We start from the raw sequence: 23,932 nt of genomic DNA on the forward strand, positions 1-23,932 counted from the left end.
TTAGCTTATATATGTTAGATAAAAACCCAATATTAACGAAACTGTTGCAGCTGCTAGATGATAATCAGGCCATCGACGTAAAAGTAATTGATGTAAAAAAACAAACTACAATTACAGACTATATGATTATTGCTTCAGGACGCTCCTCTAGACATGTTAAAGCAATTGCACAAAAAATTATGGAAGATATGAAAAATGCAGGGACTCCAGCAAGGAATTGTACTGGTTTAGAAACAGGTGATTGGGTTCTTATTGACTTTGGTGACTTTATTATTCATGTCATGCAACCTGAATACAGACAATACTATAATCTTGAAGGTCTTTGGGAAGATCTCCCCGGGAATTAAATATTTTAAACGTTATGTTAAAAATCACCATCATTACTTTAGGCAATAAAATGCCGGACTGGGTTACCCAAGGCACAAATGAGTATGCCAAAAGATTAAATGATGGTGTTCAACTCAAAGTAGTTGAAATCCCTCTAATTCGTCGCAGTAAATCATCAGACCTATCACGGATATTAGAAAAAGAATCTGCGCTTATTAAAGATATGTTACCCAGCAATGCACGAATTATTGCTTTAGAAATTGAAGGTAAAACATTTAGCAGTGAAGAGTTAGCATTTAAGATTTCTCAATTGCAACAAACAAATAGTCATTTTTGTTTTATTATTGGGGGTCCTGAAGGCCTCTCACAAGAAATACTCAAATTAAGTGATGAGCGTTGGTCTTTATCAAAACTCACCCTTCCCCATACCTTAGTCCGTATTATTTTACTAGAAACTCTATATAGAGCGTGGTCTATTATTAATAACCATCCTTATCATAAGTAGTGTTTTTTCAAGTTGTAGTCACAGCAAACAAAGTGGGACCACACTGGATAGAAACCCAAACATTACTAGATTCCATCCAGACTTCAAGGGGCAGAAAGCTATAGTAAAGCATTCAATTTTAAGTTACTATGCAGGTCTTTAAGTCCAGCTACTGACTGTGCGTCAATGAGTCGAAATCAATCTTTTAAAAATTATAGGATGGAATCCCAGCATCAACTTTTTAGAATTAATTTGCTGGTTACTTTTCTTATTATTTTATCTTTAATTCTTGTCCTAAGACTAGCGTTTTTACAAATTTCAGAGTTCAAAAAATATCAGACCTTATCCTTAAAAAATCAAATGAGTATTATCCCAATTGCTCCACCAAGAGGAGTAATCCTTGATAGAAATGGGGTATTGCTTGCAGAAAACATTCCCGTTTACGTTCTGGAGATAATCCCCGAACATGTTAAAAACATAGATCAAACCTTAATTGAATTACAAAAATTAATTCCTTCAATCTCTGAAGAAGACATACAAAATTTCAAAAAAATACGAAAGCAAAACCGTTCCTTTGTGCCGATACCTTTTAAATTGAAATTATCGCAAGAGGAAGTCGCGATTTTTGCCATTAACCAATATCATTTTCCAGGTGTTAGCATCAAAGCGCGGCTGATGCGCCACTACCCCTTAGGTGAAATTACGGCCCATGTTTTAGGTTATGTAGGTCGAATCAATGTGGAAGAATTAAGATCGGTGGATCCAACGAATTATCGGGCTACAAACTTTATCGGTAAAGCAGGGGTCGAAAAATATTACGAAGATGTACTCCATGGAAAAGTTGGATACCAAATGGTTGAAACTGACGTAAGCGGGCGTACATTAAGAGTTGTTAATAAGATAAATCCTCATTCAGGAGCAAAACTCTACTTAAGTATTGATGTCAGACTTCAACAGGCGGCTTACGAGGCACTCAAAGATAAAAGAGGTGCTGTGGTCATGATCAACTCTAAAAATGGTGAAGTTCTTGCCATGGCAAGTTCACCAAGCTTTGACCCTAATATATTTGTTAGTGGCGTAAGTTCTAAAGAGTACAAAAAACTGTCAAATACCTTACAAAGACCTTTATTTAATAGAGCTGTACGGGGAGTATACCCCCCCGCATCTACAATCAAACCATTTGTTGGTTTGGCAGGCCTAGATAAAGGGTTTATTACTACGGCGACAACGATTTATGATCCGGGTAAGTATAAGCTCCCTACTGCTAGTCATATTTATAGAGACTGGAAAAAAACGGGCCATGGAATGATCAATTTTAAAAGAGCGATCACGGTTTCGTGCGATACTTATTTTTATCAATTAGGTAATAAAATGGGTATCTCTAATATTGAGGATATGCTCGTAAAATTTGGTCTGGGCCATTTAAGTCATATTGATCTTTATGAAGAAGCCTCTGGGATCGTTCCAAGCCTACGTTGGAAAAAACAAATTAAAGGAGTACCCTGGTATCCCGGAGATACCTTAATTACTTCAATAGGTCAGGGTTTTATGCTCGCTACACCATTGCAAATGGCAAATGCAACCGCTTCGTTGAGTCAACACGGACAACGATTTAGACCTCATTTGTTAACTAAAACGGTTAACAGTGACAGTGGAGAGACGGAGCAATATAAGCCGGTCGAAGAATATCCAATTTACCTTAAGGATGAAGCTAATTGGGAGGTCGTTGCAGATGCAATGCACAACGTTTTAACCAGCAATGAAGGTACAGGGTATCGATTTGGACGCAACCCACCTTATCCTGTTGCTGGTAAAACCGGGACAGCACAAGTGTTTAGCGGCAGACAATATGAAAAAACAAAATATGAGGATATTCCAGAAGCATTACGCGACAACTCCTTGTTCATTGCATTTACTCCGGTTGAAAAACCTGAAATTGCCCTAGCAGTTGTTGTAGAAAATGATGTTGCTGCTTCAATAGTTGCACGCAAAGTCCTTGATACTTACTACCAACTTTATCCGATGAAAACAAATGAACAGACGACACAGTAAACCCGTTTATCGCTTCACCGCAAAATCACTCCATTTGGATTTTCCCTTATTAGGACTATTGCTTTTATTAATCTGCTTTGGTCTTTTAATTTTATATAGTGCATCGAATGCCAACTCGGGGATGATTTTACGACAATCAATGAGACTTATTTTCGCATCCCTCATTATGGTTGTGCTCGGTTTTATCCCCCCTCATAAATATAAGATATGGACCCCATGGATATATAGCATTGGATTAACTTTATTAATCGCTGTAATGCTTATGGGGAAAATTGGCAAAGGTGCCCAGCGTTGGCTTGAATTAGGGTTATTTCGTTTCCAACCTTCTGAAATCATGAAGTTAGCTGTTCCTATGATGGCTGCATGGTACTTTGATCGACAGACGCGTCCGAGTAGTTTTAAATCTCTGGCCATAGCCGGACTAATCATCTGTGTTCCAGCCCTCCTTATTGCCAAACAACCCGATTTAGGCACGGCGATCATGGTTGCTGCGGCGGGTCTTTGTGTAGTATTTTTAGCTGGAATTCGATTTAAAGTTATTCTGTTGCTGATCCTTTTAGTCAGTTCAGCTATTCCAGTAGTTTGGCATGTAATGCATGACTATCAAAAGCAACGAGTATATACGCTTCTTGACCCGGAACAAGATCCACTTGGAGCTGGCTATCACATTATCCAGTCCAAAATTGCTATTGGTTCAGGTGGATTAGCGGGTAAAGGTTGGTTACAAGGAAGCCAATCCCATCTTAACTTCTTGCCTGAACATGCGACAGATTTTATCTTTGCTGTGACCAGTGAAGAATTCGGCTTTGCAGGGGGATTTGCCATCATCGCTCTGATTGTTTTGGTTTCACTAAGAAGCTTGAATATCGCATCGAATGCTCAAACAACATATACTCGTCTTTTAGCCGCAAGTCTTGCAATGTCTTTCTTTTTATCTGGTTTTGTTAATATTGGAATGGTTATGGGAATTATTCCTGTTGTAGGCATCCCCTTGCCTTTAGTTAGTTACGGAGGAACGGCAATGGTTACCTTTTTAGCAAGCTTTGGAATATTGATGTCTATCAGCTCACATAAAATTCTATTTAATAGTTTACGTTGAAGTAGATGGGTATGGTTTATCGAGAAATCATAAGTAAGTGTTTCCACTAGTATGAGGCCTTTCTGCATCATATTGATACCATTAACTTAGGAAACCCTCAGAATGTTTTATGACTGCAGCACGAAGTGACTCAAAATGCTCTAACTTCTTTAAGCTGCAGTGCACTCAAACGGTATAAATTATAGCAAAGCGGCTACATGTTCGTAGCTTCGACGGTGAATCATACAAGGACCGAGACGATTTAAGGCTTCTCGATGAGCAACCGTAGCATATCCCTTATGTTCCGCAAACCCATACCCCGGATAGATAGCATCAAAGGCAACCATTTCTGCATCTCGCAACACCTTTGCAAGAATTGATGCGGCACTAATTTCGGGAATCAAATTGTCCCCTTGCACAATCGCCTTACAAGGGATACTTAACTTAGGGAGATGTATGCCATCAACCAATACTTGATCGGGTTTGATTGGTAAGGCCTCAACTGCTCTTTGCATAGCCAGCAGAGTAGCATGATGAATGTTTAGGCTATCGATTTCATCTACTTCTGCCCTGCCATAAGCATATGCAATAGCCTCTTCCTTTATTTGTATAGATAACAATTCACGTTTTTTGGGACTTAATTTTTTTGAGTCTGCCAGTCCCTCTATGGGTGCTCTTAAAATTACTGCTGCGGTGACAACAGCACCCGCTAAAGGACCACGTCCTACTTCATCAACTCCAGCTATAAGCATAATATTATTATTCCCTGTATCTAAAATCAGTGTATGGATAGACATAATGTTGGCCAATAATACTCTTTTAAAATTGATTTATCATCCAGGAAATGCGATCATTCGCGCAAATAATTAACATATATATGAATTATAAATGAATAAAACTCGTTGTGCTGTGGTTGGTGTAGGTTATCTAGGAAGATTTCATGCACAAAAATATCAACTTCTTCCAAATGCAGAACTAGTTGGAGTTTGCGATCCGAATTCCAATGCAGTAGACACTGTATCTCAAGAACTGAATGTTGCTGGTTATCACGATTATCACGAGCTATTTGGCAAAGTTGATGCAGTTAGTATTGCCGCGACAACGAACAAACATTTTGAAATCGCCAAAGCTTTCTTGGAGCACGGCATTCATGTATTAATTGAAAAACCAATTACTGAAACTGTATCTCAGGCAGATGAGTTAATTCAACTTGCCAAAAAAAATCGAGTAAAGTTACAAGTTGGGCATCTTGAGCGTTTTAATTCCGCGCGATTGGCTTTAGATGATTATTTAGAAACTCCTTTATTTATTGAATCAGAGCGATTAGCTCCGTTTAAACCACGGGGAGCAGATGTCAATGTCATTCTTGACCTGATGATCCATGATATAGATTTAATTCAAAATATTGTTAAGAGCCCTATAGTGTCCATTCTAGCACAGGGTACGCCTATACTGACTAAGGCAATTGATATAGCTAATGCTCGCATTACTTTTGCCAACCAGTGTGTCGCTAATCTTACAGCCAGTAGAGTAAGTTTTAAAACAGAACGCAAAACCAGAATCTTCCAAAAAAACTCGTATCTTTCAATTGATTACCAAAGCAAAAAAGTAGCTGTATTCAAAAAAGGAACCGGTGAAATGTTCCCCGGAATTCCTGATATAGTGCGCGAAGAAACAGCATACGAACAAGGAGATGCATTATTGGAAGAAATAAAATCTTTCCTCCGATGCATCCAAGAAGATAGTACACCACTGGTGACGGGTGAAGATGGTCTGCAAGCACTGAAAGTTGCAGAAACAATTACTTCTTTGATACACAATAACTTAATTGAACGTCATGCAGGAATTTAAACGCGTTGTTATTATTGCTGGCGAAGAATCGGGAGATGTTCACGCATCTGTCTTAATTCGCCAATTAAAAGCCACCTACCCCAATCTTGAAATTAGTGGAATTGGGGGGCGACACATGCAAGAAGCTGGAGCAGAAGTTATTTCAGATTTAGCGCATCTTGGTGTGACCGGGCTTACGGCAGTTATCCGTAATCTACATGTGATTCGCAAGGCATTTCTGGCAATAAAACAACATTTGAATCAGCAAAAACCCGATCTACTGATTCTCGTAGATTATCCAGGTTTTAACCTCAGACTAGCAAAATACGCCAAGCTAAAATTAGGTATTAAGATTCTGTATTATATCAGCCCTCAAATTTGGGCATGGAAAGCCAATCGCATTCACCTTATAAAGAAATGTGTGGATCGAATGGCAGTTATTTTGCCTTTTGAAAAAATTTTATATGAAAAGGCTCAAGTTCCAGTAAACTTTGTTGGTCATCCGCTAGTGGAGAAAATAGCCTCTGTGGACGAATGCCAATTACAGCGTACCGCATTAGGACTTCCCCAAGAAGCAAACATTTTCGCCCTTCTACCAGGTAGTCGAGCAAATGAAATTAAATATCATATGCCTGTCCTACGTGATACTGCACTAATTTTGCATCAGCGTTACCCCAATTTGCATTTTGTAATTCCTATTGCAGATACCATTAACCCAGAGAAAATTAAACACTATTTTTCGAATGTGAATATACCTGTTAGCTTTGTACAAGGCCGAGCGCTAAACTGCATGGCTGCTGCAAATTTTATTATTGTTGCCTCAGGGACTGCCTCTCTTGAATGTGCTTTATTAGAAAAACCCATGTGTATTATTTATAAGTCTTCCTTTCTTTCTTATGTGTTAGCGATGAGATTTATTAAAGTTAAATTTTTTGGCTTGTGTAATCTTTTAGCAAACAGAATGATCGTTCCTGAGTTTTTGCAATATGATTGTAACGCTCATGAATTAAGCCGTTATGTAGATGATTTTTATAAGGACCCAAGCCAACCGACGAAAATGATTTCCAATTTAAATAAAGTAAAAAATTCATTGTCTTCAGAAAAATCCGATCGCACATTATTTGATCTTGTGGTGAATGAATTGCTCGAAAAAAATGCATAGTTTTCTCTTAAAAATATAGAATATCAATTATGCTTCATGTACAATTAATTTTGCTTTCATTTTGAATGTTAGCAATTGGAATGTGTGATTTAATTAATAATAAGGAAGTTAAGATGACTGTCATTGAAACACCTGAAGCTACTTCAAGCATAACTAAACAAGACCAAGGTCTCCAAGATTTAGTCTATAATCTAGTCTCTCGTTTTCTCGCTGAAAACAAAAGCAAAAACATTGACGATCTTTACGATATGATATTATCTGAAGTTGAGCCTCCGCTACTGCAAGCAGTAATGGAAAAACGTCGTGGCAATCAACTGCAAGCTGCTAAGATGCTAGGCATTAGCCGCGGCACAATCAGAAAGAAACTTCAAAGATATTTTGGAACTAAATATTTTCGTTTAACTGACGAATAATCTATTTAAATCACAATTTACTTATGTCTCTCAAAAGGGCTCGATATTCGAGCCCTTTTTTTACAGTAAACGTTTCATTGTTTTTAAGGATTATTACCTGATGAAAAAAATAATGTATCTCACGCCCTTACTAGGCCTTTTTCTTACCTCGTGCGTGACTGACAAACCTGATGTGATTGCAGATGATGCAGGTCAATTACACTACACAACTCCTTATCAAGATGATACAAGAGGCCGTAATGTTTTTCCCATGAAACAAGATGTCCATGGCAAGAAACTCTTTATTTTTGATCCTAAGGCCTATGCATGGGCTGCTTATGATGCCCAGGGGAACAGGGTCATGACAGGTAGTGCTTCGGGTGGAATGGACTATTGTGACGATATTCATGAAACATGTCGCACTGTTACTGGTATCTATCATGTGTTCAATAAAAAAGGGGCTGACTGCAAATCCAATGAATATCCCATTGCCCGTGATGGTCATGTAGTTGGTGGTGCTAAAATGCCGTATTGTATGCATTTCCATGATGGCTATGCGATTCACGCTGCTTATGAAGTTCCTAAATCTAATAGCAGTCATGGCTGTATTCGTGTCCTACCTGGGGCAGCCAAATGGCTTAACGAGAATTTTATTGATGTAGGAACCACTGTACTGGTGCTTCCATATGCTTAACCCCCCCTATCTAAATACTCATTAATCCTGGAGGTATAAATACATTTCCAGGATTGGCTAATTAAAATTAACACGTGTTGACTATTTAATGAACTCGTATAGAATGGAGCAAATCTTTAATTAAGGATTAAATAAGATGTCTCTAGCAAAATTAAATATCCAAGACTTGGTTGAACGATGCACGTCTGACTACATTTACGCTCATACTTCAGACTATTCTGCACTGCGCAATCCTTGTATTCTCCCATTGCCAGTTACAGCTGTAACTGATGCGGTTGCTATGCAACTCGTTGAAATGCTTTCTCAGGATAAACAGACATCCTCTTCTAAAATAATTTTGAAAGCATGTAAGAAGCAGCAAGAACAGGATTTTAAGGAGAACGAAGCTGACCATCAAAAAGAAATGGAGGATTGGCGCGAAGAAAAACATTTAAAAGGTCAATTACAAGAAGTTAATGAACAAATAAGAAAAAATAAGCAAGAGATAGAACACCACCAAGAACAAATTAAGCATATCCAGGTTCTTTTACAACGGGTTGATGAACAAATTACTATACCCCTCCCGCACTCAGAGGATATAACACATCATCACTCCCATTCAGAAACGGAAACATCCCCACATAATCATACCCATCCTAAAACAACGGCACAGCATGATTCAACGGAGCATACACATCCTTCAACAAAACAACACGCCGCAACTACCCATACGCCCATAAGTCCAGAAGTTCATACATCTCCTAGTCATTTAAATGCAACACAACATGGACATCCAACATCTCAACTTGAACTTCAAAAAAAAGAACTGCATCAAACTCTCAATTCCCATGAAATTGATTTGAGAAACAAAAAATTAGCTTGTGAGGGAATGATAAGACACCAAAAATTAATAGAGGAAAAACTATTAAAATTGCCCTTAAAAGAGAATCAAAGAAAGGAACGTGCTCTTGAACGCGATTATAGAAATCAGGCTCGTTTATATAACGATCCCAATTTATTACAACTTTCACAAGAAAACCGTAGTGCAGTGAATGCAGCAATTGAGTTGGAACATAAAAAATTAATCCAACTAAACGAACAATTACTGCGAAAAGCCAAGCAGATCAGTTATCAAATTTATCTAAACATGCTTGAAAACCTAATAGACCGCGTAATCAAACTAAATTATCCAGAAAATCAAGCGCTAAAACAGATAATTCGATTCATGAAAGACTATCTTGAAACTAAAGAAATAGAGTACGTTAAAAAAGGCATCATGGATGAAGCTCAGCGCTCTAAGAGTCAACTAGTAAAAAAATTGGACGAACATGAAAAAAAGATCGAACAATTTAAAAAATCAAATCCAGAGTTGGCATCCGCAAATTCAGCTTTAGAGGAAGAGAATAAACGACTAGAAATTTCGATTGAAAACTCACGTAACACTAGAAATACCCTTGCAAAAGCAGGACTTTTTTCTCTTCTTTTTACAGGTGGAGCAACCGGAACTGGATTAGCTATTGAGGGAGGATTAATCGCACTTACCTCTTTAGTTTTTGCCCCTGCTGCATTACTTGCTGTTATTACACTGAGTATCTTCATTGTAGCCTTAGTCTATGCAATCAATGCAAGTATTGATCAAAATAAATTAGATAACAATAAAAGTACAATTGAACTTAATTGCGCAAAAATTATAATGCAAAATAGTGAGATACATGATTTAGAAGCAAAGAAAATTCCGGAGGTTAAAACTAAAATCAGTAAAGCTGACAAAGAGATTCTTAAGGCAACTGCTGATTACGTAGACATTTATGGAAAAGCTGAATTAAAATTAGAATGCGCAAGAAAAGTAGAAGTCATCTACCCAAGCCGCCAAATATTCCTTAGCGAACCATCTCTTCCCCCTATAAATCATGATAACTACAAACCAACAGCACCAGAAATAGATAATTTTACGGGATACACTTCTACTCATAAATAATTTCTATTATTAAGCGTCCTGTTCCGTTACTTGTATAACCTCTATCACACTAAAACTGTGGATAGAGGTTATAACACTACAAAAAAGCAAAATCCTATTAAACTGCAGAAACTAATAATTTGTTCACTCGATTTACAAAATCCGCAGGATTATCTAACTGACCACCTTCAGCTAAAACAGCCTGTTCAAACAACATGGTCACCCATAATTCAAATAAATCATCGTCTTGGACATCATGTAAGCGCTTGATAATTTGATGCTCAGGGTTGATTTCAAATACGGGTTTGCTCATTGGAACCTGTTGACCAGCAGCTTGCAAAATACGTTGCATCTCTAATCCCATATCTTGTTCATCGGCAACAACACAGGCAGGAGAATCGGTAAGTCTATTGGTTATGAGAACATCCTTAACTCGTGAATCCAAAACTTTCTTAATATGGTTTAACAGCGGTTCCAGTGTTTTTTCCTGTTCTTTAATTTGTTCAGGAGACTCATCACCTAACTCCACTTTGCCCTTGGAAATAGATTGGAGTTTCTTCCCCGCATACTCACTCAGATAACCAGCTAACCATTCATCGACTTTGTCGCTAAGAAGTAGTACTTCAATTCCTTTCTTCTTAAAAATTTCTAAATGAGGACTATTTTTGGCCGCATTGTAACTGGATGCAGTGATATAATAAATCTTATCCTGTCCTTCTTTCATGCGACTAATGTACTCATCCAAGGTTGCTTCTTGCTTTTCAGAGGGAGTTGCAGTGGTTGCAAAGCGCAGCAATTTAGCAATGTTTTCTTTATTGGTAAAGTCTTCAATTGGACCTTCTTTTAACACCAACCCAAATTCATTCCAAAATTTTTGATAGGTTTCTTTATCTTGAGTGCTCATTTTTTCAAGCATGGATAAGACACGCTTTGTACATGCAGAACGGATGCTCTCTACTTGCTTGTTGTCCTGTAAAATTTCTCGTGACACGTTAAGCGGTAAGTCACTTGCATCAACAATACCTTTTACAAAGCGTAAGTAACGAGGTAAAAATTGAGTAGCATCATCCATAATGAAAACGCGTTTCACATAAAGTTTTAAACCATGCTTCGTTTCTTGCTGCCATAAATCAAACGGTGCATGTGCTGGGATATAAAGCAAGGAAATATAATCATTCTTTCCTTCAACATGGTTATGTGACCAAGTCAATGGATCTTGGTAATCGTGAGAAATATGTTTATAGAGTAATTTGTACTCTTCATCAGTAATATCTGCTTTTTGCATTGTCCATAAAGCAGTTGCTTTATTAACCGTTTCGTATTCGGTGGACTCTTTATCCTCTTCAGATATTTTTTTCATAACGATGGGCCAGCAAATATGATCTGAGTATTTGCTAATAATGCTGCGTAAACGCCAATTGCTCAGGAACTCGTCATTATCCTCTTTAATATGTAACCTAATTTCTGTACCGCGAGTTACTTTCTTTTCAGAATCAATGGTAAACTCTCCTTCTCCATTAGATTCCCAAACAATCCCCTCTTCAGGTTTCAAACCTGCACGTCGACTTTTAACAGTTACTTTATCAGCAACAATAAATGCTGAATAAAAACCCACACCAAATTGTCCGATTAACTGAGAGTCTTTTGCACTTTCTCCAGTTAAATGGCTCATGAATTCTTTAGTACCCGATTTCGCGATTGTACCTAAATTTTCTACCGCCTCATCCCAACTCAAACCAATACCATTATCTTTAATTGTTATAGTTTTTAGTTTTTCATTAACATCGATAGTAATTTTTAAATCAGAATCGCTTTCATAAAGCGAACCGTTTGATAAAGCCAAAAATCTTAATTTATCTAATGCATCTGAAGCATTAGATATTAACTCGCGTAAAAATATTTCCTTGTTGCTATAAAGCGAATGCACTACCAAATGCAACATTTGCTTTACTTCTGTTTGAAAGCCCATGGTTTGTTGCTTACTCGACATTTACCTACACTCCTATGACAGATACATTTTCTAATGATTATTGTCATATTGGGTTTCAGTCGTTAATTTCAAGGGGAAAATGAAATTAAATGTTACGATTTATTTATAATCAAAACCAGGCATTGTTAAAGTACCGCCAGAATGAATAATTAATACATCTCCTTCCAAGTCTTCGGTTTTAATATAGTTCCTAGCCTCAAAAAATAGTTTGGCAGAATAAATAGGATCGGCCAAGATCCCTTCTTCTCGTGCCAAACGCTTTACTTCCTTCTTAATTGTTTGATTCACCGAGCCAAAGGCTTTAGCCGTAGTTGGATAAAAGCAACGAAAATTTGAGGGAATTACTCCAAGCCATTGTTGTAATTTACATCGAAATGTTTCCTCGTCATCGGCTAGAAGCAATACATGAATCATTGCCGGATGATTTAATTGATCCAGTCCGTAAATGAGTGCTGCAGCAGAAAAACCTGTTCCTGCGTCAATAAAAATATGTTGAAATCTAACACCCAAAGTGTGCTCATTTATAAAAATATCATCAGCAAGAGTTAACGCACCGCGCATAGCTTGTGGAACACTTGCTCCTTCTTGCACGACAAATCCTGGCTCATTTAAGTCCTGTAAATAACCAGTGGCCAGTTCATTAACTTTGGGCCACTCATCCCGAGAAATCCAGACAATTTCCTGTTCCTCAAGAAATAGTCGACTTAATTTATAATTTCCTTGAAGCTCCAATTTCCAAGGTTGAATCAAAAAAGCAGTGACTTTCAACCTGAATTCTCGGGCTAATTGTAGAGCAGCAAGTAAATTATTGGATTGAGGTCCGGCGATAATAATCAGGTGTTGAATACCTTGCTCTACTAAAAAAGGGAAAAGGCTGGCATATTTGCGTAACTTTGATCCACTAATTCCACAGCCTAATTCATCATCTCTTTTAACATAGCACCGCACCTTTTCATCAGGAAATTGATTTAAACGATGTGCTCGGCTGGATAAATTCCACATAATTAAATTAGATTTCTAGCCTGGGGGGACGCAGTAGAACCCGGGAAGATAAGTTTCATATATAAACCCAGGCTCCACTTCGTCCCACCCAGGCCACAGATGTTATATTAATGAGCTTCTCTTACAAAATCTAAATGATTAGCTGCTGAAGTTGATTCATGAAACTTATAACCCAACTCATTAAATTGTTTAAGCTGCTCCAGATCATCTAATTGATTTTGAACGAGAAACCTAGCTATTGTTCCGCGTGCTTTTTTTGCGTGAATACCAATCATTTTCAGCTGATCATTCTTTTTTTCATAAAAATTGATAGTTATCAGTGGATAATTTAATTCTTTTGAATCGACGGCTTTTACATATTCATTTGAAGCTAAATTTATTAATACTGGATTTTTCTGAGCTGCTAATTCTTGATTTAAGGCTTGGGTAACAGTTTTTTGCCAAAATTCATATAAATTTTTTCCTGCAGGATTCTGCAAATGAACTCCCATTTCAAGCCGGTATGGTTGGATGTTATCCAATGGTCTTAACATTCCATAAAGTCCAGACAAGATTCGTAAATGATTTTGTGAATAGTCAATCGTTGGTTGATCCCAGCTTTCTGCTTTTAAACCTTGGTACACATCGCCTTGAAATAAAAATAATGCAGGATATGCATATGGGGAGACCTTATTCACAGAATAATCGTGGTAACGTTTATAATTTAATTCGGCCAAATCCTTGGACAAATCCATCAAAGAAGCGATCTCCGCAATCGATTTAGACTTCATCAATCCGACTAGAGTATTGGTTTTATCAACAAACATAGGATTCGATGTTATACCGGAATATGGGGTGTAACTAGTTAATAATTTTTTAGCTGGTGATAATAAAATTAGCATAATCAATCCGTAGAAACTTAACGTGGTGCCGTACCAGGAACCATACCTACCCGTGGCCTAAAGACATAAATTGTTATAGGCTCACTTTTATCAAGCACATTTCCCTCAGCATCGATAACTTGCACTGCCAAAGTATGAGAGCCCCTATACATCCCTTTTATTTCAAAGACAAGATTAGTTTGCGGTTCTCCCAGAGCAACATTATCGTAAAGCAGTTGTATTTTATCCCCAGGAAGCAAATCAGGCTCTATTTGCGCGGTCACCATAACAAAACCTTGATTATTACGAATCGTTGCACCAGGTGCAGGTTCAGCAATAGCGATTTCGGTATAAGAATGCTTTAGCTTGACGGTATCGGAGTTCTCTTCTGGTTGTGGTTCTTGTCCTGGAGTTTGAGAAGTTGAAGGTGTTGGTGATGAAAAACTTTGTGAATCAGGAATAGTCACAATTTCAGCTCCCTCATGAGGAGTATCACTGAAATGAACATTGCCTTGACTATCAGTCCATCTGTAAATTTGCGCAGCATAAGATGCGCAAATTAACATTATCAATGCGAAAGAAACAAAAAATTTGCTCATCACCATTATTCCTAGAGACTGTAATATAACTCAAACTCATATGGATGCGTCAGACTTCTTATTTTGCTTATTTCTTCTTCCTTCATACGGATGTAATTATTAATGAAATCCTGAGTAAATACATCACCCTGTAATAAGAAATCGTGATCCATCTGGAGATTTTCCATAGCTTGTTCCAAAGAAGCACAAACTGTAGGTACGTCCACAAGTTCTTCTGGAGGTAAATCATAGAGATCTTTATCCATAGCTTGACCGGGATGAATTTTTCTTTGGATACCATCCAATCCTGCCATCATCATAGCAGCGAATGCAAGATATGGATTTGCTGTAGGATCAGGAAAGCGTACTTCAATACGACGGGCTTTAGGATTATTCACATGAGGGATACGAATCGCTGCAGAGCGGTTTCTTGCTGAATATGCCAACAGAACTGGAGCTTCAAAACCAGGAACTAAGCGTTTGTAACTGTTGGTTGATGGGTTAGTAAACGCGTTCAAAGCCCGAGCATGCTTGATTATTCCACCTATATAATAAAGTGCTGTTTCTGAAAGACCACCGTATTGATCACCAGAAAACAGGTTCACCCCATCTTTCACTAATGATTGGTGGCAATGCATACCACTACCATTATCACCAACTAAAGGCTTGGGCATAAATGTAGCCGTTTTCCCGTAATTGTGTGCTACGTTGTGAACTACATATTTTAAAATCTGTAATTCATCGGCTTTCTTGGTTAAGGTATTAAATCGGGTAGCAATTTCACATTGGTTCGCTGTAGCTACCTCATGATGATGCGCTTCAACAACAATTCCTAATGATTCAAGAGTCAAACTCATTGCAGAACGCAGATCATGTGAAGAATCTACGGGTGGAACTGGAAAATAACCGCCTTTTATCGCTGGGCGATGTCCTATATTACCCCCCTCTAACTCTTTTCCTGAATACCATTGGGCTTCTTCTGAGTCGATTTTATAAAAAGAGCCGCCAATGGTTGTTTCCCATTGTACACTGTCAAAAACAAAAAATTCGGGTTCGGGTCCAAAAAGAGCTGTATCAGCAATACCAGTGGATTGCAAATAAGCTTCGGCACGTAAAGCTAATGATCGAGGACAACGTTCATATCCCATCATTGTTTTTGGATCAACTACATTGCATCGAATAAATAAGGTGTTGTCTTGGAAGAACGGATCAGGTTTGATTGTTTGCAAATCGGGCATTAAAGCCAAGTCGGATTGGTGAATTTTCTGCCAACCTTTGAATGAAGATCCATCAATCATTTTTCCGTTCTCAACAAAGTCATTATCAACTGCTGAAATCGGCATTGTTATATGCTGTTCTTTACCCCGTATATCGGTAAATCGCAGGTCTATTAATTTGGCATCATGTTCCTTAATTGCCTCTAGTACTGTATTTTTGCTCATTATTACTCTCCAGGATAGTCTGGTTGTATAGTGTACCTTAAGTGACTTATTAAACCCAATAGATTAAACTCTATGTTTTAACATAAACCATAAAAAAGTATGGGTGCTTACCAATATCAGGCGCTTCAAAAAAATGGCAACACGGCAAAAGGAGTGCTCGAAGCAGATTCTGAGCGTCATGCACGCCAATTGCTTCGTGATCAAGGATTAATTCCTACTCAAATTCGGGTATTGACTCAGCAACGCTCAGGTACTCAAACTAAAAGCAAAATTTCTGCAGCCGATCTCGCTCTGTTTACCCGTCAATTGGCAACATTGCTAGCTGCCGGTATCCCCGTTGAGGAATCATTGCGTGGAGTGAGTGAGCAAACAGAAAAAGATAAAGTTAGGGAACTAATTATAGGAGTGCGAGCCAAAGTGCTTGAAGGTTATGGATTAGCACAGGCAATGACCCAATTTCCCCATGCCTTTCCGGAGTTATATCGTTCAACTGTTGGTTCCGGTGAACAAACCGGACACCTTGATGTAGTTTTAGAAAAACTAGCAGACTATACTGAAAATCAACAACAAACGAAGCAAAAAGTACAGCAAGCATTGATTTATCCGCTTATTATGATACTCGTTTCCATTGCTATTATTTGTTTTTTACTCAGTTTTGTAGTACCCAAAATCATTGAAGTGTTCACAAGCGGTGGACAAACCCTTCCTGAAATGACCGTATTATTAATTAATATAAGTCACTTTATTAGAGATTATGGCCTTTACACTTTGATTGCTCTTATTTTTATATTCATTGCCTTTAAAAAAAGTCTCGCTAATGAAAAAATTAAAACAGCTTGGCATCGTCTATTGTTGAGGCTGCCTATAGTGTCTTATTTAGTAAAAACAGTTAATGTTTCGCGTTATATACATACTTTTGGTATACTTTTCGCTGCAGGAGTGAGTGTTTTAGAAACCATGCGTGTTGCAGCAAGTCTAGTGACCAATGTGGTTATGCGACAAGCTTTTGATACTGCTGCTGTAAAAGTTAGAGAAGGATGTGGTATTAACGAAGCATTAAAAGAAACGAGTTACATTAGTCCCATGGCAATCCATTTAATTGCTAGCGGTGAGAAAAGTGGCCAATTGTCAAATATGATGGAGCGCGCAGCTGTTCATCTTGATAATGAAGTCAAACGGTTGATTGATACGTCATTAACGTTATTGGAACCAATGGTGATTCTTTTGATGGGTGCAATCGTTTTATTTATTGTTTTAGCTACCTTATTACCTATTTTTTCAATGGAGCAGTTGATTACTTAAATTTTAATACTTGTAGTCGGGTGAGGCATCAAATGATACGCTTGATTCATCCAATCTACGTTTAAGTCGGAGTAAAAATGAATAGACAAAAAGGATTCTCATTAATTGAAATTATGGTAGTGGTTGTAATATTAGGTATTCTCGCATCTATAGTCGTACCTAAAATTATGGGACGCCCTGATGAGGCAAGAAGAGTCAAAGCCAAACAAGATGTGCTTGCCATACAGAATGCTTTGGATTTATATAAATTGGATAACGGTAATTATCCTACCACCGATCAAGGTTTGCTGGCCCTTGTTGAAAAACCCTCCTCTAACCCGGTACCCAATAATTGGAAACAATATCTTAAGTCACTTCCTAAAGATCCATGGGGAAGAGATTATCTTTATTTAAATCCTGGACAACATGGCGATGTCGATATATTCACCTATGGTGCAGAAGGACAACCTGGAGGTACAGGTATAAATGCCGAGATTGGTAATTGGGATGAACCAAAGCAATAAATATTTTTGGGACACTGCTATAGAGAGTGAAGTAGGAAAGGATACAGTGCATGGAACCGCTAGGTACACTCACGTACAAGGGGTTTCATCAAAATATTTCCCCTCTGCAGTTTCCAGGAAATTGAATCATGGTTTTACTTTGATTGAAATCTTGATTGTTTTGGTGATTATAGGCATTACCTTCGGTTTTGCCTTAATTGCGTTTGGTGACTTTGGTGAAAGTCGACGTCTCTTGTTTTCAGCCGAACAACTCGTGAACACCCTTCGTTTGGCCCAGCAAAAGGCTATTTTAGAAACCAGCACGCTGGGTCTACGTATTGATAATACAGGTTATCAAATACTTCAATTACACAATAACGCTCAATGGAAGCCAATTTCCGATAAAGGAGTGTTTAAAATGACTTACTTTCCCAACGACACCCATATTACTTTGAAAACACTTAATTCAACCCCGGTAGGAACCCCTTCCATTATTATTTTTGCCTCGGGGGATCTTACTCCTTTTACATTAAATTTTGGCAGCAAAAAGGACAATAATTTAGCTATGCTTATTGGTAAACGAAATGGGGATTTAACTCTCAATGTGGTACATACTAAATGAGTACCTATCATCACAAATCAGGATTTACGCTCATTGAGGTATTATTAGCACTTTCTATAATCGCTATTGCCTTAACCGCTTTACTTAAAGCAATATCCCAAAATGTCGAAACCACACGCCGGGTAAAGGAGAAATCAGTAAGTCATTGGGTTGCTATGCAAGGGGTGACCATGATTCAGCTTAATTTATTACAGCTCAATCAAAGTCAAGAAACAACCCAAGATACCACCATGTTGAATGAACATTGGTACTGGAGAGCAAAAGTTAGTTCTACACCTCTAAGAAATATTCAAAAAATAGTTATTTCAGTCAGTACGGAAAAATCAGGTCCATTTAGAGAGGAACTGCAAGCATTTAGGTTTGTACCATGAAAAAAAACATAACCTCCAAAAAAATTAATGGTTTTACTCTGATTGAAATTTTAATTGCGCTTGCGGTATTCGCCATTCTTGCAACAATCACTTCATCCGTATTATATAACGCATTCACTATACGTTCTCGAGTGAATGCCCAAAGTGAACGCCTCAACGAGTTACAACTTGCATTAAGTCTCATTCAACAGGATACCCTCCAAGCTGTAGAACGTCCTATTCGTAGTAATGAGATGCGATTATTACCCGCATTAATAGGGCAAAAAAATTATCTTGAATTCACACGTGACGGTAATGTAAATCCTGGCAGCCTTGAAAAACGCAGTACTTTAAAGCGAGTGGCTTATCTCTGTCAGCAAGGAACACTGATTCGTAGAACTTGGAATAGTCTTGATATAATTGATCAGAAAATTTATGAAGATAAACTCTTATTAAAACATCTCATTAATTGTCATTTTGGTTACTTAAATCAAGATGTACAAATACTTCCTGAATGGAGAGAACAAGCAGTAAGCTTAAATCAGCGTAAAGAGCCTTTTCCTAAAGCAGTGCAAGTTAATTTGACTTTTCGGGATCAGGGGGAAATAAATTTACTTTTTATATTACCGGGTGCACTTTATGCTTCAAGTTAAAACCTTAAAAGGAAGCGCCTTACTCACCGCGCTTTTCATTATGACCTTGGTAGCAATTGTAGCCACTGCTATGAGTACTAAGGTTCAATTAGATATTTATCGTACTCGTCTTATCATTATTCACGATAGAGTCTATCTTGCTTCACAAGCAGTTGCTTTCTGGGCACTTGGAGAGTTAAGTAATAAAAAAAATAATTTTACCAAAGCAAATGCTCAAGGAGTGGTAAGTTTCTTCCCACCTACTATGGAACATATTGACAGCACAGTCACTCTAAAAGGTGCCCTTTACGATTTACAATCTCAATATAATATTAATAATTTGGAAAACAGAAAATCAATGCTAGGATTTGTAAATCTCATGAATGCAGCCGTACCGCAAGATGCGGAAGCGGAGAAGGTTAAGTTAACCCTTGCAATTACAGATTGGCTTTCTTCTTATGATCTCGCACGCGGTAAGGATAACTACCTATCTTATTATATGAGTCAGAAACCGCCCTATTATCCAAGTCACCAACTCATGAGTAGCAAATCAGAACTACGTTTAGTCAAAGATGTGAACGCATCGCTTTATTCAACTCTGGAACCTTTAATTACTGCATTGCCTGAATCCACACCCATCAATATTAATACGGCTCCCATAAAAGTCCTCAAATCGCTCAGTAGTACAACCAAGGAAACTCAACTTAATGAATTAATTAAAGCGAGAAAAGAAAACGGTATAAAAGATCTGAGCAAAATTTCTGAGATACTCAAAAAACTAAATATAGCGAATGATCAAATTACCTTAGAGAGTAGTTATTTTCTCAGCGTTGCTTCAGCAACGAGCGAAAACCTCAATCTAACTGTATATACTTTATTGAAACGGAGTCGTGATAAAAATGGAAAAATATCAGTCAACATCCTCAGAGAAAGCTTTAATGTTTTTTAATTTAAAGCATCTACGAGTTACTCTTCTTTTTTAGTCGGTTGAATGGTGTTCTGATGAAGTATTTCGTCAGCTAACTCATTACCTGCTTTAATATCCGATTCAGAAAGCTTATTTTTTAGTAGCTTAAGTTCTCGAATTGCTTCTTCATTTTTATTTTTCGCAGCAATCTTAAACAAAGCATATGCTTTGATCCAATCTTTATCTACCCCCAACCCGGCAAGATACATATAACCCAATTTGGACTGGCCAACCGGGTTCCCTTGAACTGCAGATTTTGTAAACCAGTACACCGCCTGTTGATAATCTCGAGGGATACCGGTGCCTGTAAGAAGTAATTGACCTATTTCAGCTTGCGCTTCAGATTGACCGCTTTGAGCAGCTGCCTGATACCAATAAGCTGCTTTTTCTGGGTTTGCCTCCACTCCATATCCTTTAAGGTAATAATAAGCCAAATAGGTTTGTGCTTTTACATGACCTTGATTTGCTGCTTGAGAAAACCAATAAAATGCCAATTTATCATCTTGAGCAACACCTTCTTGCTGCCCGGTATATAATAGACCCAAACTGTATTCAGCCCTCACATCGCCTTGATTGGCTGCCTGCTGATACCAGTAAAATGCCTTATTAACATCTTTTTTTGTACCTTCTCCCATAATGTAATCGTATGCGAGATTCACTTGTGCCTTGCTGTATCCTTGTTTTGCAGATTTTTCAAACCATTCAAATGCAGTTTTTTTATTAGCAGGAACACCATCACCAGATACATACATTAGTCCAATATTTCTTTGAGCAATTGCATTACCTTGATTTGCTGATTTCATGTACCACTTAAACGCTTCAGAAAAGTTCTGTTTTACTCCTTGCCCTAAATCATACATAAAACCCAAACTGAGTTGGGCTAAGGGATTATTTTTTTCGGCTGATTTTTGATACCAATTTAATGCTTGTGTATAATTTTTAGCAACACCTTCTCCGTATTGGAACATTCGGCCAAGTAAATACATTGCCTCAACATTTCCCTCTCGAGCGGATTGCATTAAATAAGGGTAAGCAGTACTATAATCTCCATTTTGATATGCAGCGAAACCAACAATTTCATCTGCAAATGCAGTATTCATTACCAGCAATGCTGCTAAAATCACCCTGCGCATGCGGACTCCAATTCAGTCTTCTTATCTAAAGCGTAGAATAAAGAATCAACAAAGCAAGTGCGCTGAAAAAATTAGAGATAGTATGTTCTTTGAATATTATCTAAAAAATCGAAAAATACGTAATATTTACTTGAATTTTTATTCGTCATTTTCCCATCTTATGGTAAGTTTTGAATGTGGACTTTATTCTGCAGCCGGGATTTCTGGTATCAATAGATTTAGCCTTAAAGTAATCCCTGCAACGATGCAGGGACTCTTATTTTTTTACTTGCCAGCAACCATCATTTTTTCAATGAGAACTGAGCCACATCGTGTCGCGATATTTGGATTAATATCATTACCTACCGCAAGAATGGATTTAAATATATCTTTTAAATTACCAGCAATCGTAATTTCATCAACTGGATATTGAATTACGCCATCCTCCACCCAATAGCCACCGGCCCCCCGAGAATAATCACCTGTAACAATATTTATTCCTTGGCCCATCAATTCAGTGACCAATAATCCGGTCCCCATTATTTTTAATAAGTCAGCAAGATCACCTGCCGTAGGATCAATTGTTAAATTATGGACTCCATCGGCATTTCCAGTTGTTTTTAATCCCATTCTACGCGCAGAATAACTGCCTAAGACATATTGCATCACACGACCTTTTTCAACAATTAGATTAGGACGCGTTGGGACCCCTTCGCTGTCAAATGCTGAACTTCCTAACGCACCTTTCAAATGAGGCTGTTCATAAATACGAATAAACTCAGGAAAAATTTGTTCTCCTATGGAATCCAACAAAAAAGTATTCTTTCTGTAAAGATTTGAACCACTAATTGCATTGATAAATGTTGAGAATAAGCCACTGGAAATTCGGGATGAAAAAATAACTGGAATGGCTTGTGTTGTAATCTGTTGCGCCCCTAAACGATTTACAGCGCGATCTACAGCATTCTTAGCAATTACATGGAAATCAATCAAATCCTTTGGATTACGGACAGTAGTGTAGTCGTAGTCGCGTTGCATCTCCTCGCCATCCTTCGCGATTAAAGAGCAACTTAAACTGTGGCGTGTACTGTGAATAAATCCGGATCCACCCGATGTATTAGCAAAACCATGGTGCGATTCATAAGAAGATACATTCACCCCATCTGAATTAGCTATTCGCTTATCCAGCGATAAAGCATAATGTTCACACTTTAAAGCCATATCAATTGCTTGTTGCGGACTCACATCCCAAGGATGAAACAAATCAAGCTCGGGATGATTTTTGGTCATTAACTCTTTATCTGCCAATCCGAAGCATGGATCTTCTGCGCTTACTCTTGCGATATCACAGGCCGCTTTAACCATCGCCTCCAAAGCAGCAGGCGACGTATCTGTACTACTTGCCCCACCTTTGCGTTGACCTATATATACAGTCAACCCCACCCCTTTATCTTCACTAAATGCAACGGTTTCAACTTCTCCCATGCGCACATCAACTGAGAAGCCTTTGTCATTATTCACTGCGACCATCGCATCGGTGGCACCTTCTTTTCTTGCAAGCTCAAGCACATCATTCATCAAACGAGTTAAATCTATTGTTGACTTATGTACTTCACTATTGTTATGTTGCGTTTTAATTTGCATAAGAGATTCCGTGGTGTTGAATGATGTACATAAGGATACAATAACATGTCTTCACAAACCAATGTTTATCCTGCAAACAAATCATATTTGTTCCATTTATTATTTGTTTTTTACTTCATATTTGCCCCCCTCCATTCTTATGCTGAGGGTTATTGGCGAACATTAAGCCCTGGTATTGAATATCAAGATCTTGCCGGAGGAATACTTTCCCCCTGGGCGCATATTTATACTTTCCGTATCGACCTCAATAAAAATAAACTGGCGCTGATCAGTGCAAAAAGATTATCTCTAAAAAACGCCTCTGCCGATCAATTTGCTGAGCGCAGCAAAGCCCTATTAAGTATTAATGGAGGTTTTTTTGATCATGAGTTTAATCCTCTTGGACTAAGAATTAATAATAAAAAAGTGATTAATCCTTTAAAACGTATTAGTTGGTGGGGAGTTTTTTACATAAAAAATAATAAAGCCTATATTTCAAGCCTTAAACGTTTTAACCAGGACAGTGACATTGATTTTGCTATTCAAAGCGGCCCTCGGCTATTAATTAAGCAGAAAATACCCTCTTTAAAACCCGGTATTGCTGACCGATCTGCTCTGGGAATTACGGCTGATGGAAAAGTAATTATTCTTGTATCAACCAATGCGGCAATGACAACCAATAAACTTGCGCACCTCCTCAGATCGCCACCCTTATCCTGCATTGATGCAATCAATTTGGATGGAGGAAGCTCAAGTCAACTGTATTCGCATATTGGTTCCTTTCTGCTAAATGTTCATGGATTTTCCAATGTCAGTGATGCGGTTGTCGTGAAAAAAAGATAGGCAAATGCTTTTAATTAGTAATCTGAATGAAGTGAAAAGGGGGACGTGTTAATGAACTTCATAAAAACATATCCTGCCTTATTCACAAACCAACAAGTTATGTGTGAATAAACCCACAACTTATCCACAAAATACTCCCATATTATTCTCTTGACCATTCCTCAAAAACACA

The 23,932-nt window shown here is 37.9% G+C and carries 24 protein-coding genes; 16 read left to right on the forward strand and 8 right to left on the reverse strand.

The window, feature by feature from the left end:
- The first annotated feature begins 11 nt into the window (after positions 1-11).
- The 4 genes from rsfS to rodA all read left to right on the forward strand — a co-directional run bounded on the left by rsfS (position 12) and on the right by rodA (position 3,962).
- A complete protein-coding gene (rsfS, locus tag HBNCFIEN_RS09225; protein WP_182390817.1) occupies positions 12-347 on the forward strand; it encodes a ribosome silencing factor in 336 nt (111 codons plus the stop codon).
- A gap of 14 nt (positions 348-361) precedes the next feature.
- The gene (gene rlmH / locus HBNCFIEN_RS09230; RefSeq protein WP_182390818.1) at positions 362-832 is read left to right on the forward strand and encodes a 23S rRNA (pseudouridine(1915)-N(3))-methyltransferase RlmH; all 471 of its coding nucleotides are present in this window, start codon (positions 362-364) and stop codon (positions 830-832) included.
- Between the two features lie 165 nt (positions 833-997).
- Positions 998-2,863, forward strand: a complete 1,866-nt coding sequence (gene mrdA / locus HBNCFIEN_RS09235) for a penicillin-binding protein 2 (RefSeq protein ID WP_182390819.1) — start codon at positions 998-1,000, stop codon at positions 2,861-2,863.
- Positions 2,844-3,962, forward strand: a complete 1,119-nt coding sequence (rodA, locus tag HBNCFIEN_RS09240; protein ID WP_182390820.1) for a rod shape-determining protein RodA — start codon at positions 2,844-2,846, stop codon at positions 3,960-3,962. The genes mrdA and rodA overlap by 20 nt, the downstream gene beginning before the upstream one ends.
- A 179-nt stretch (positions 3,963-4,141) precedes the next feature.
- Here rodA and rnhB read toward each other — a convergent pair whose 3' ends face one another.
- On the reverse strand, positions 4,142-4,693 hold the full coding sequence (gene rnhB, locus HBNCFIEN_RS09245) for a ribonuclease HII (protein WP_182393667.1): 552 nt from the start codon (positions 4,691-4,693) through the stop codon (positions 4,142-4,144).
- Between the two features lie 136 nt (positions 4,694-4,829).
- On the opposite strand from rnhB, the gene HBNCFIEN_RS09250 reads away from it, so the two are divergent.
- The 5 genes from HBNCFIEN_RS09250 (at position 4,830) to HBNCFIEN_RS09270 (ending at position 9,976) form a co-directional block, all read left to right on the forward strand.
- Positions 4,830-5,792: a Gfo/Idh/MocA family protein gene (locus HBNCFIEN_RS09250; protein WP_182390821.1), complete on the forward strand. Its 963-nt coding sequence runs from the start codon at positions 4,830-4,832 to the stop codon at positions 5,790-5,792.
- Positions 5,779-6,933, forward strand: coding sequence for a lipid-A-disaccharide synthase (gene lpxB, locus HBNCFIEN_RS09255; RefSeq protein WP_182390822.1), 1,155 nt, complete (start codon positions 5,779-5,781; stop codon positions 6,931-6,933). The genes HBNCFIEN_RS09250 and lpxB overlap by 14 nt, the downstream gene beginning before the upstream one ends.
- A 113-nt stretch (positions 6,934-7,046) precedes the next feature.
- Positions 7,047-7,346 carry a helix-turn-helix domain-containing protein gene (locus tag HBNCFIEN_RS09260; protein WP_182390823.1) on the forward strand — a complete coding sequence of 100 codons (300 nt, stop codon included), beginning with the start codon at positions 7,047-7,049 and terminating at the stop codon, positions 7,344-7,346.
- Between the two features lie 100 nt (positions 7,347-7,446).
- Positions 7,447-8,019 (forward strand): L,D-transpeptidase, encoded by a 573-nt coding sequence (locus tag HBNCFIEN_RS09265; protein WP_182390824.1) that lies wholly within the window; start codon positions 7,447-7,449, stop codon positions 8,017-8,019.
- A 136-nt stretch (positions 8,020-8,155) separates the two neighbouring features.
- Complete coding sequence (locus tag HBNCFIEN_RS09270) at positions 8,156-9,976, forward strand: hypothetical protein (protein ID WP_182390825.1); 1,821 nt, start codon at positions 8,156-8,158, stop codon at positions 9,974-9,976.
- 97 nt (positions 9,977-10,073) lie between these two features.
- On the opposite strand, the gene htpG is transcribed toward HBNCFIEN_RS09270, so the two are convergent.
- The 5 genes from htpG to glnA all read right to left on the reverse strand — a co-directional run bounded on the left by htpG (position 10,074) and on the right by glnA (position 15,827).
- Complete coding sequence (htpG, locus tag HBNCFIEN_RS09275; RefSeq protein ID WP_182390826.1) at positions 10,074-11,945, reverse strand: molecular chaperone HtpG; 1,872 nt, start codon at positions 11,943-11,945, stop codon at positions 10,074-10,076.
- Positions 11,946-12,044: 99 nt separating this feature from the next.
- Positions 12,045-12,947 (reverse strand): pyridoxal-phosphate dependent enzyme, encoded by a 903-nt coding sequence (locus HBNCFIEN_RS09280; protein ID WP_182390827.1) that lies wholly within the window; start codon positions 12,945-12,947, stop codon positions 12,045-12,047.
- A gap of 107 nt (positions 12,948-13,054) precedes the next feature.
- The gene (gene yaaA / locus HBNCFIEN_RS09285; RefSeq protein ID WP_182390828.1) at positions 13,055-13,828 is read right to left on the reverse strand and encodes a peroxide stress protein YaaA; all 774 of its coding nucleotides are present in this window, start codon (positions 13,826-13,828) and stop codon (positions 13,055-13,057) included.
- Positions 13,829-13,845: 17 nt separating this feature from the next.
- Positions 13,846-14,406 carry a DUF4124 domain-containing protein gene (locus HBNCFIEN_RS09290; RefSeq protein ID WP_182390829.1) on the reverse strand — a complete coding sequence of 187 codons (561 nt, stop codon included), beginning with the start codon at positions 14,404-14,406 and terminating at the stop codon, positions 13,846-13,848.
- A gap of 11 nt (positions 14,407-14,417) precedes the next feature.
- On the reverse strand, positions 14,418-15,827 hold the full coding sequence (glnA, locus tag HBNCFIEN_RS09295; RefSeq protein ID WP_182390830.1) for a type I glutamate--ammonia ligase: 1,410 nt from the start codon (positions 15,825-15,827) through the stop codon (positions 14,418-14,420).
- A gap of 99 nt (positions 15,828-15,926) precedes the next feature.
- On the opposite strand from glnA, the gene lspF reads away from it, so the two are divergent.
- The 6 genes from lspF (at position 15,927) to gspK (ending at position 20,164) form a co-directional block, all read left to right on the forward strand.
- Complete coding sequence (lspF, locus tag HBNCFIEN_RS09300) at positions 15,927-17,129, forward strand: GspF family T2SS innner membrane protein variant LspF (RefSeq protein ID WP_182390831.1); 1,203 nt, start codon at positions 15,927-15,929, stop codon at positions 17,127-17,129.
- Positions 17,130-17,206: 77 nt separating this feature from the next.
- A complete protein-coding gene (gene lspG, locus HBNCFIEN_RS09305) occupies positions 17,207-17,632 on the forward strand; it encodes a GspG family T2SS major pseudopilin variant LspG (RefSeq protein ID WP_182390832.1) in 426 nt (141 codons plus the stop codon).
- Positions 17,616-18,233, forward strand: coding sequence for a type II secretion system minor pseudopilin GspH (gene gspH / locus HBNCFIEN_RS09310; RefSeq protein ID WP_182390833.1), 618 nt, complete (start codon positions 17,616-17,618; stop codon positions 18,231-18,233). Before lspG ends, gspH begins: the two co-directional genes overlap by 17 nt.
- Entirely contained in the window at positions 18,230-18,604 is a 375-nt protein-coding gene (gene lspI, locus HBNCFIEN_RS09315) for a GspI family T2SS minor pseudopilin variant LspI (protein WP_182390834.1), read from the forward strand. Before gspH ends, lspI begins: the two co-directional genes overlap by 4 nt.
- On the forward strand, positions 18,601-19,236 hold the full coding sequence (gene lspJ / locus HBNCFIEN_RS09320; protein ID WP_182390835.1) for a GspJ family T2SS minor pseudopilin variant LspJ: 636 nt from the start codon (positions 18,601-18,603) through the stop codon (positions 19,234-19,236). Before lspI ends, lspJ begins: the two co-directional genes overlap by 4 nt.
- Positions 19,223-20,164, forward strand: coding sequence for a type II secretion system minor pseudopilin GspK (gene gspK / locus HBNCFIEN_RS09325; RefSeq protein ID WP_182390836.1), 942 nt, complete (start codon positions 19,223-19,225; stop codon positions 20,162-20,164). The genes lspJ and gspK overlap by 14 nt, the downstream gene beginning before the upstream one ends.
- 17 nt (positions 20,165-20,181) lie before the next feature.
- On the opposite strand, the gene HBNCFIEN_RS09330 is transcribed toward gspK, so the two are convergent.
- Complete coding sequence (locus tag HBNCFIEN_RS09330; RefSeq protein WP_182390837.1) at positions 20,182-21,315, reverse strand: tetratricopeptide repeat protein; 1,134 nt, start codon at positions 21,313-21,315, stop codon at positions 20,182-20,184.
- 264 nt (positions 21,316-21,579) lie between these two features.
- On the reverse strand, positions 21,580-22,938 hold the full coding sequence (gene pmbA / locus HBNCFIEN_RS09335) for a metalloprotease PmbA (RefSeq protein WP_182390838.1): 1,359 nt from the start codon (positions 22,936-22,938) through the stop codon (positions 21,580-21,582).
- Positions 22,939-22,983: 45 nt separating this feature from the next.
- Between pmbA and HBNCFIEN_RS09340 the strand changes: the two genes are divergently transcribed.
- Entirely contained in the window at positions 22,984-23,760 is a 777-nt protein-coding gene (locus HBNCFIEN_RS09340) for a phosphodiester glycosidase family protein (RefSeq protein WP_182390839.1), read from the forward strand.
- Positions 23,761-23,932: the final 172 nt, after the last annotated feature.

The sequence above is a fragment of the Legionella sp. PC997 genome (assembly GCF_014109825.1).
GTDB lineage: Bacteria > Pseudomonadota > Gammaproteobacteria > Legionellales > Legionellaceae > Legionella.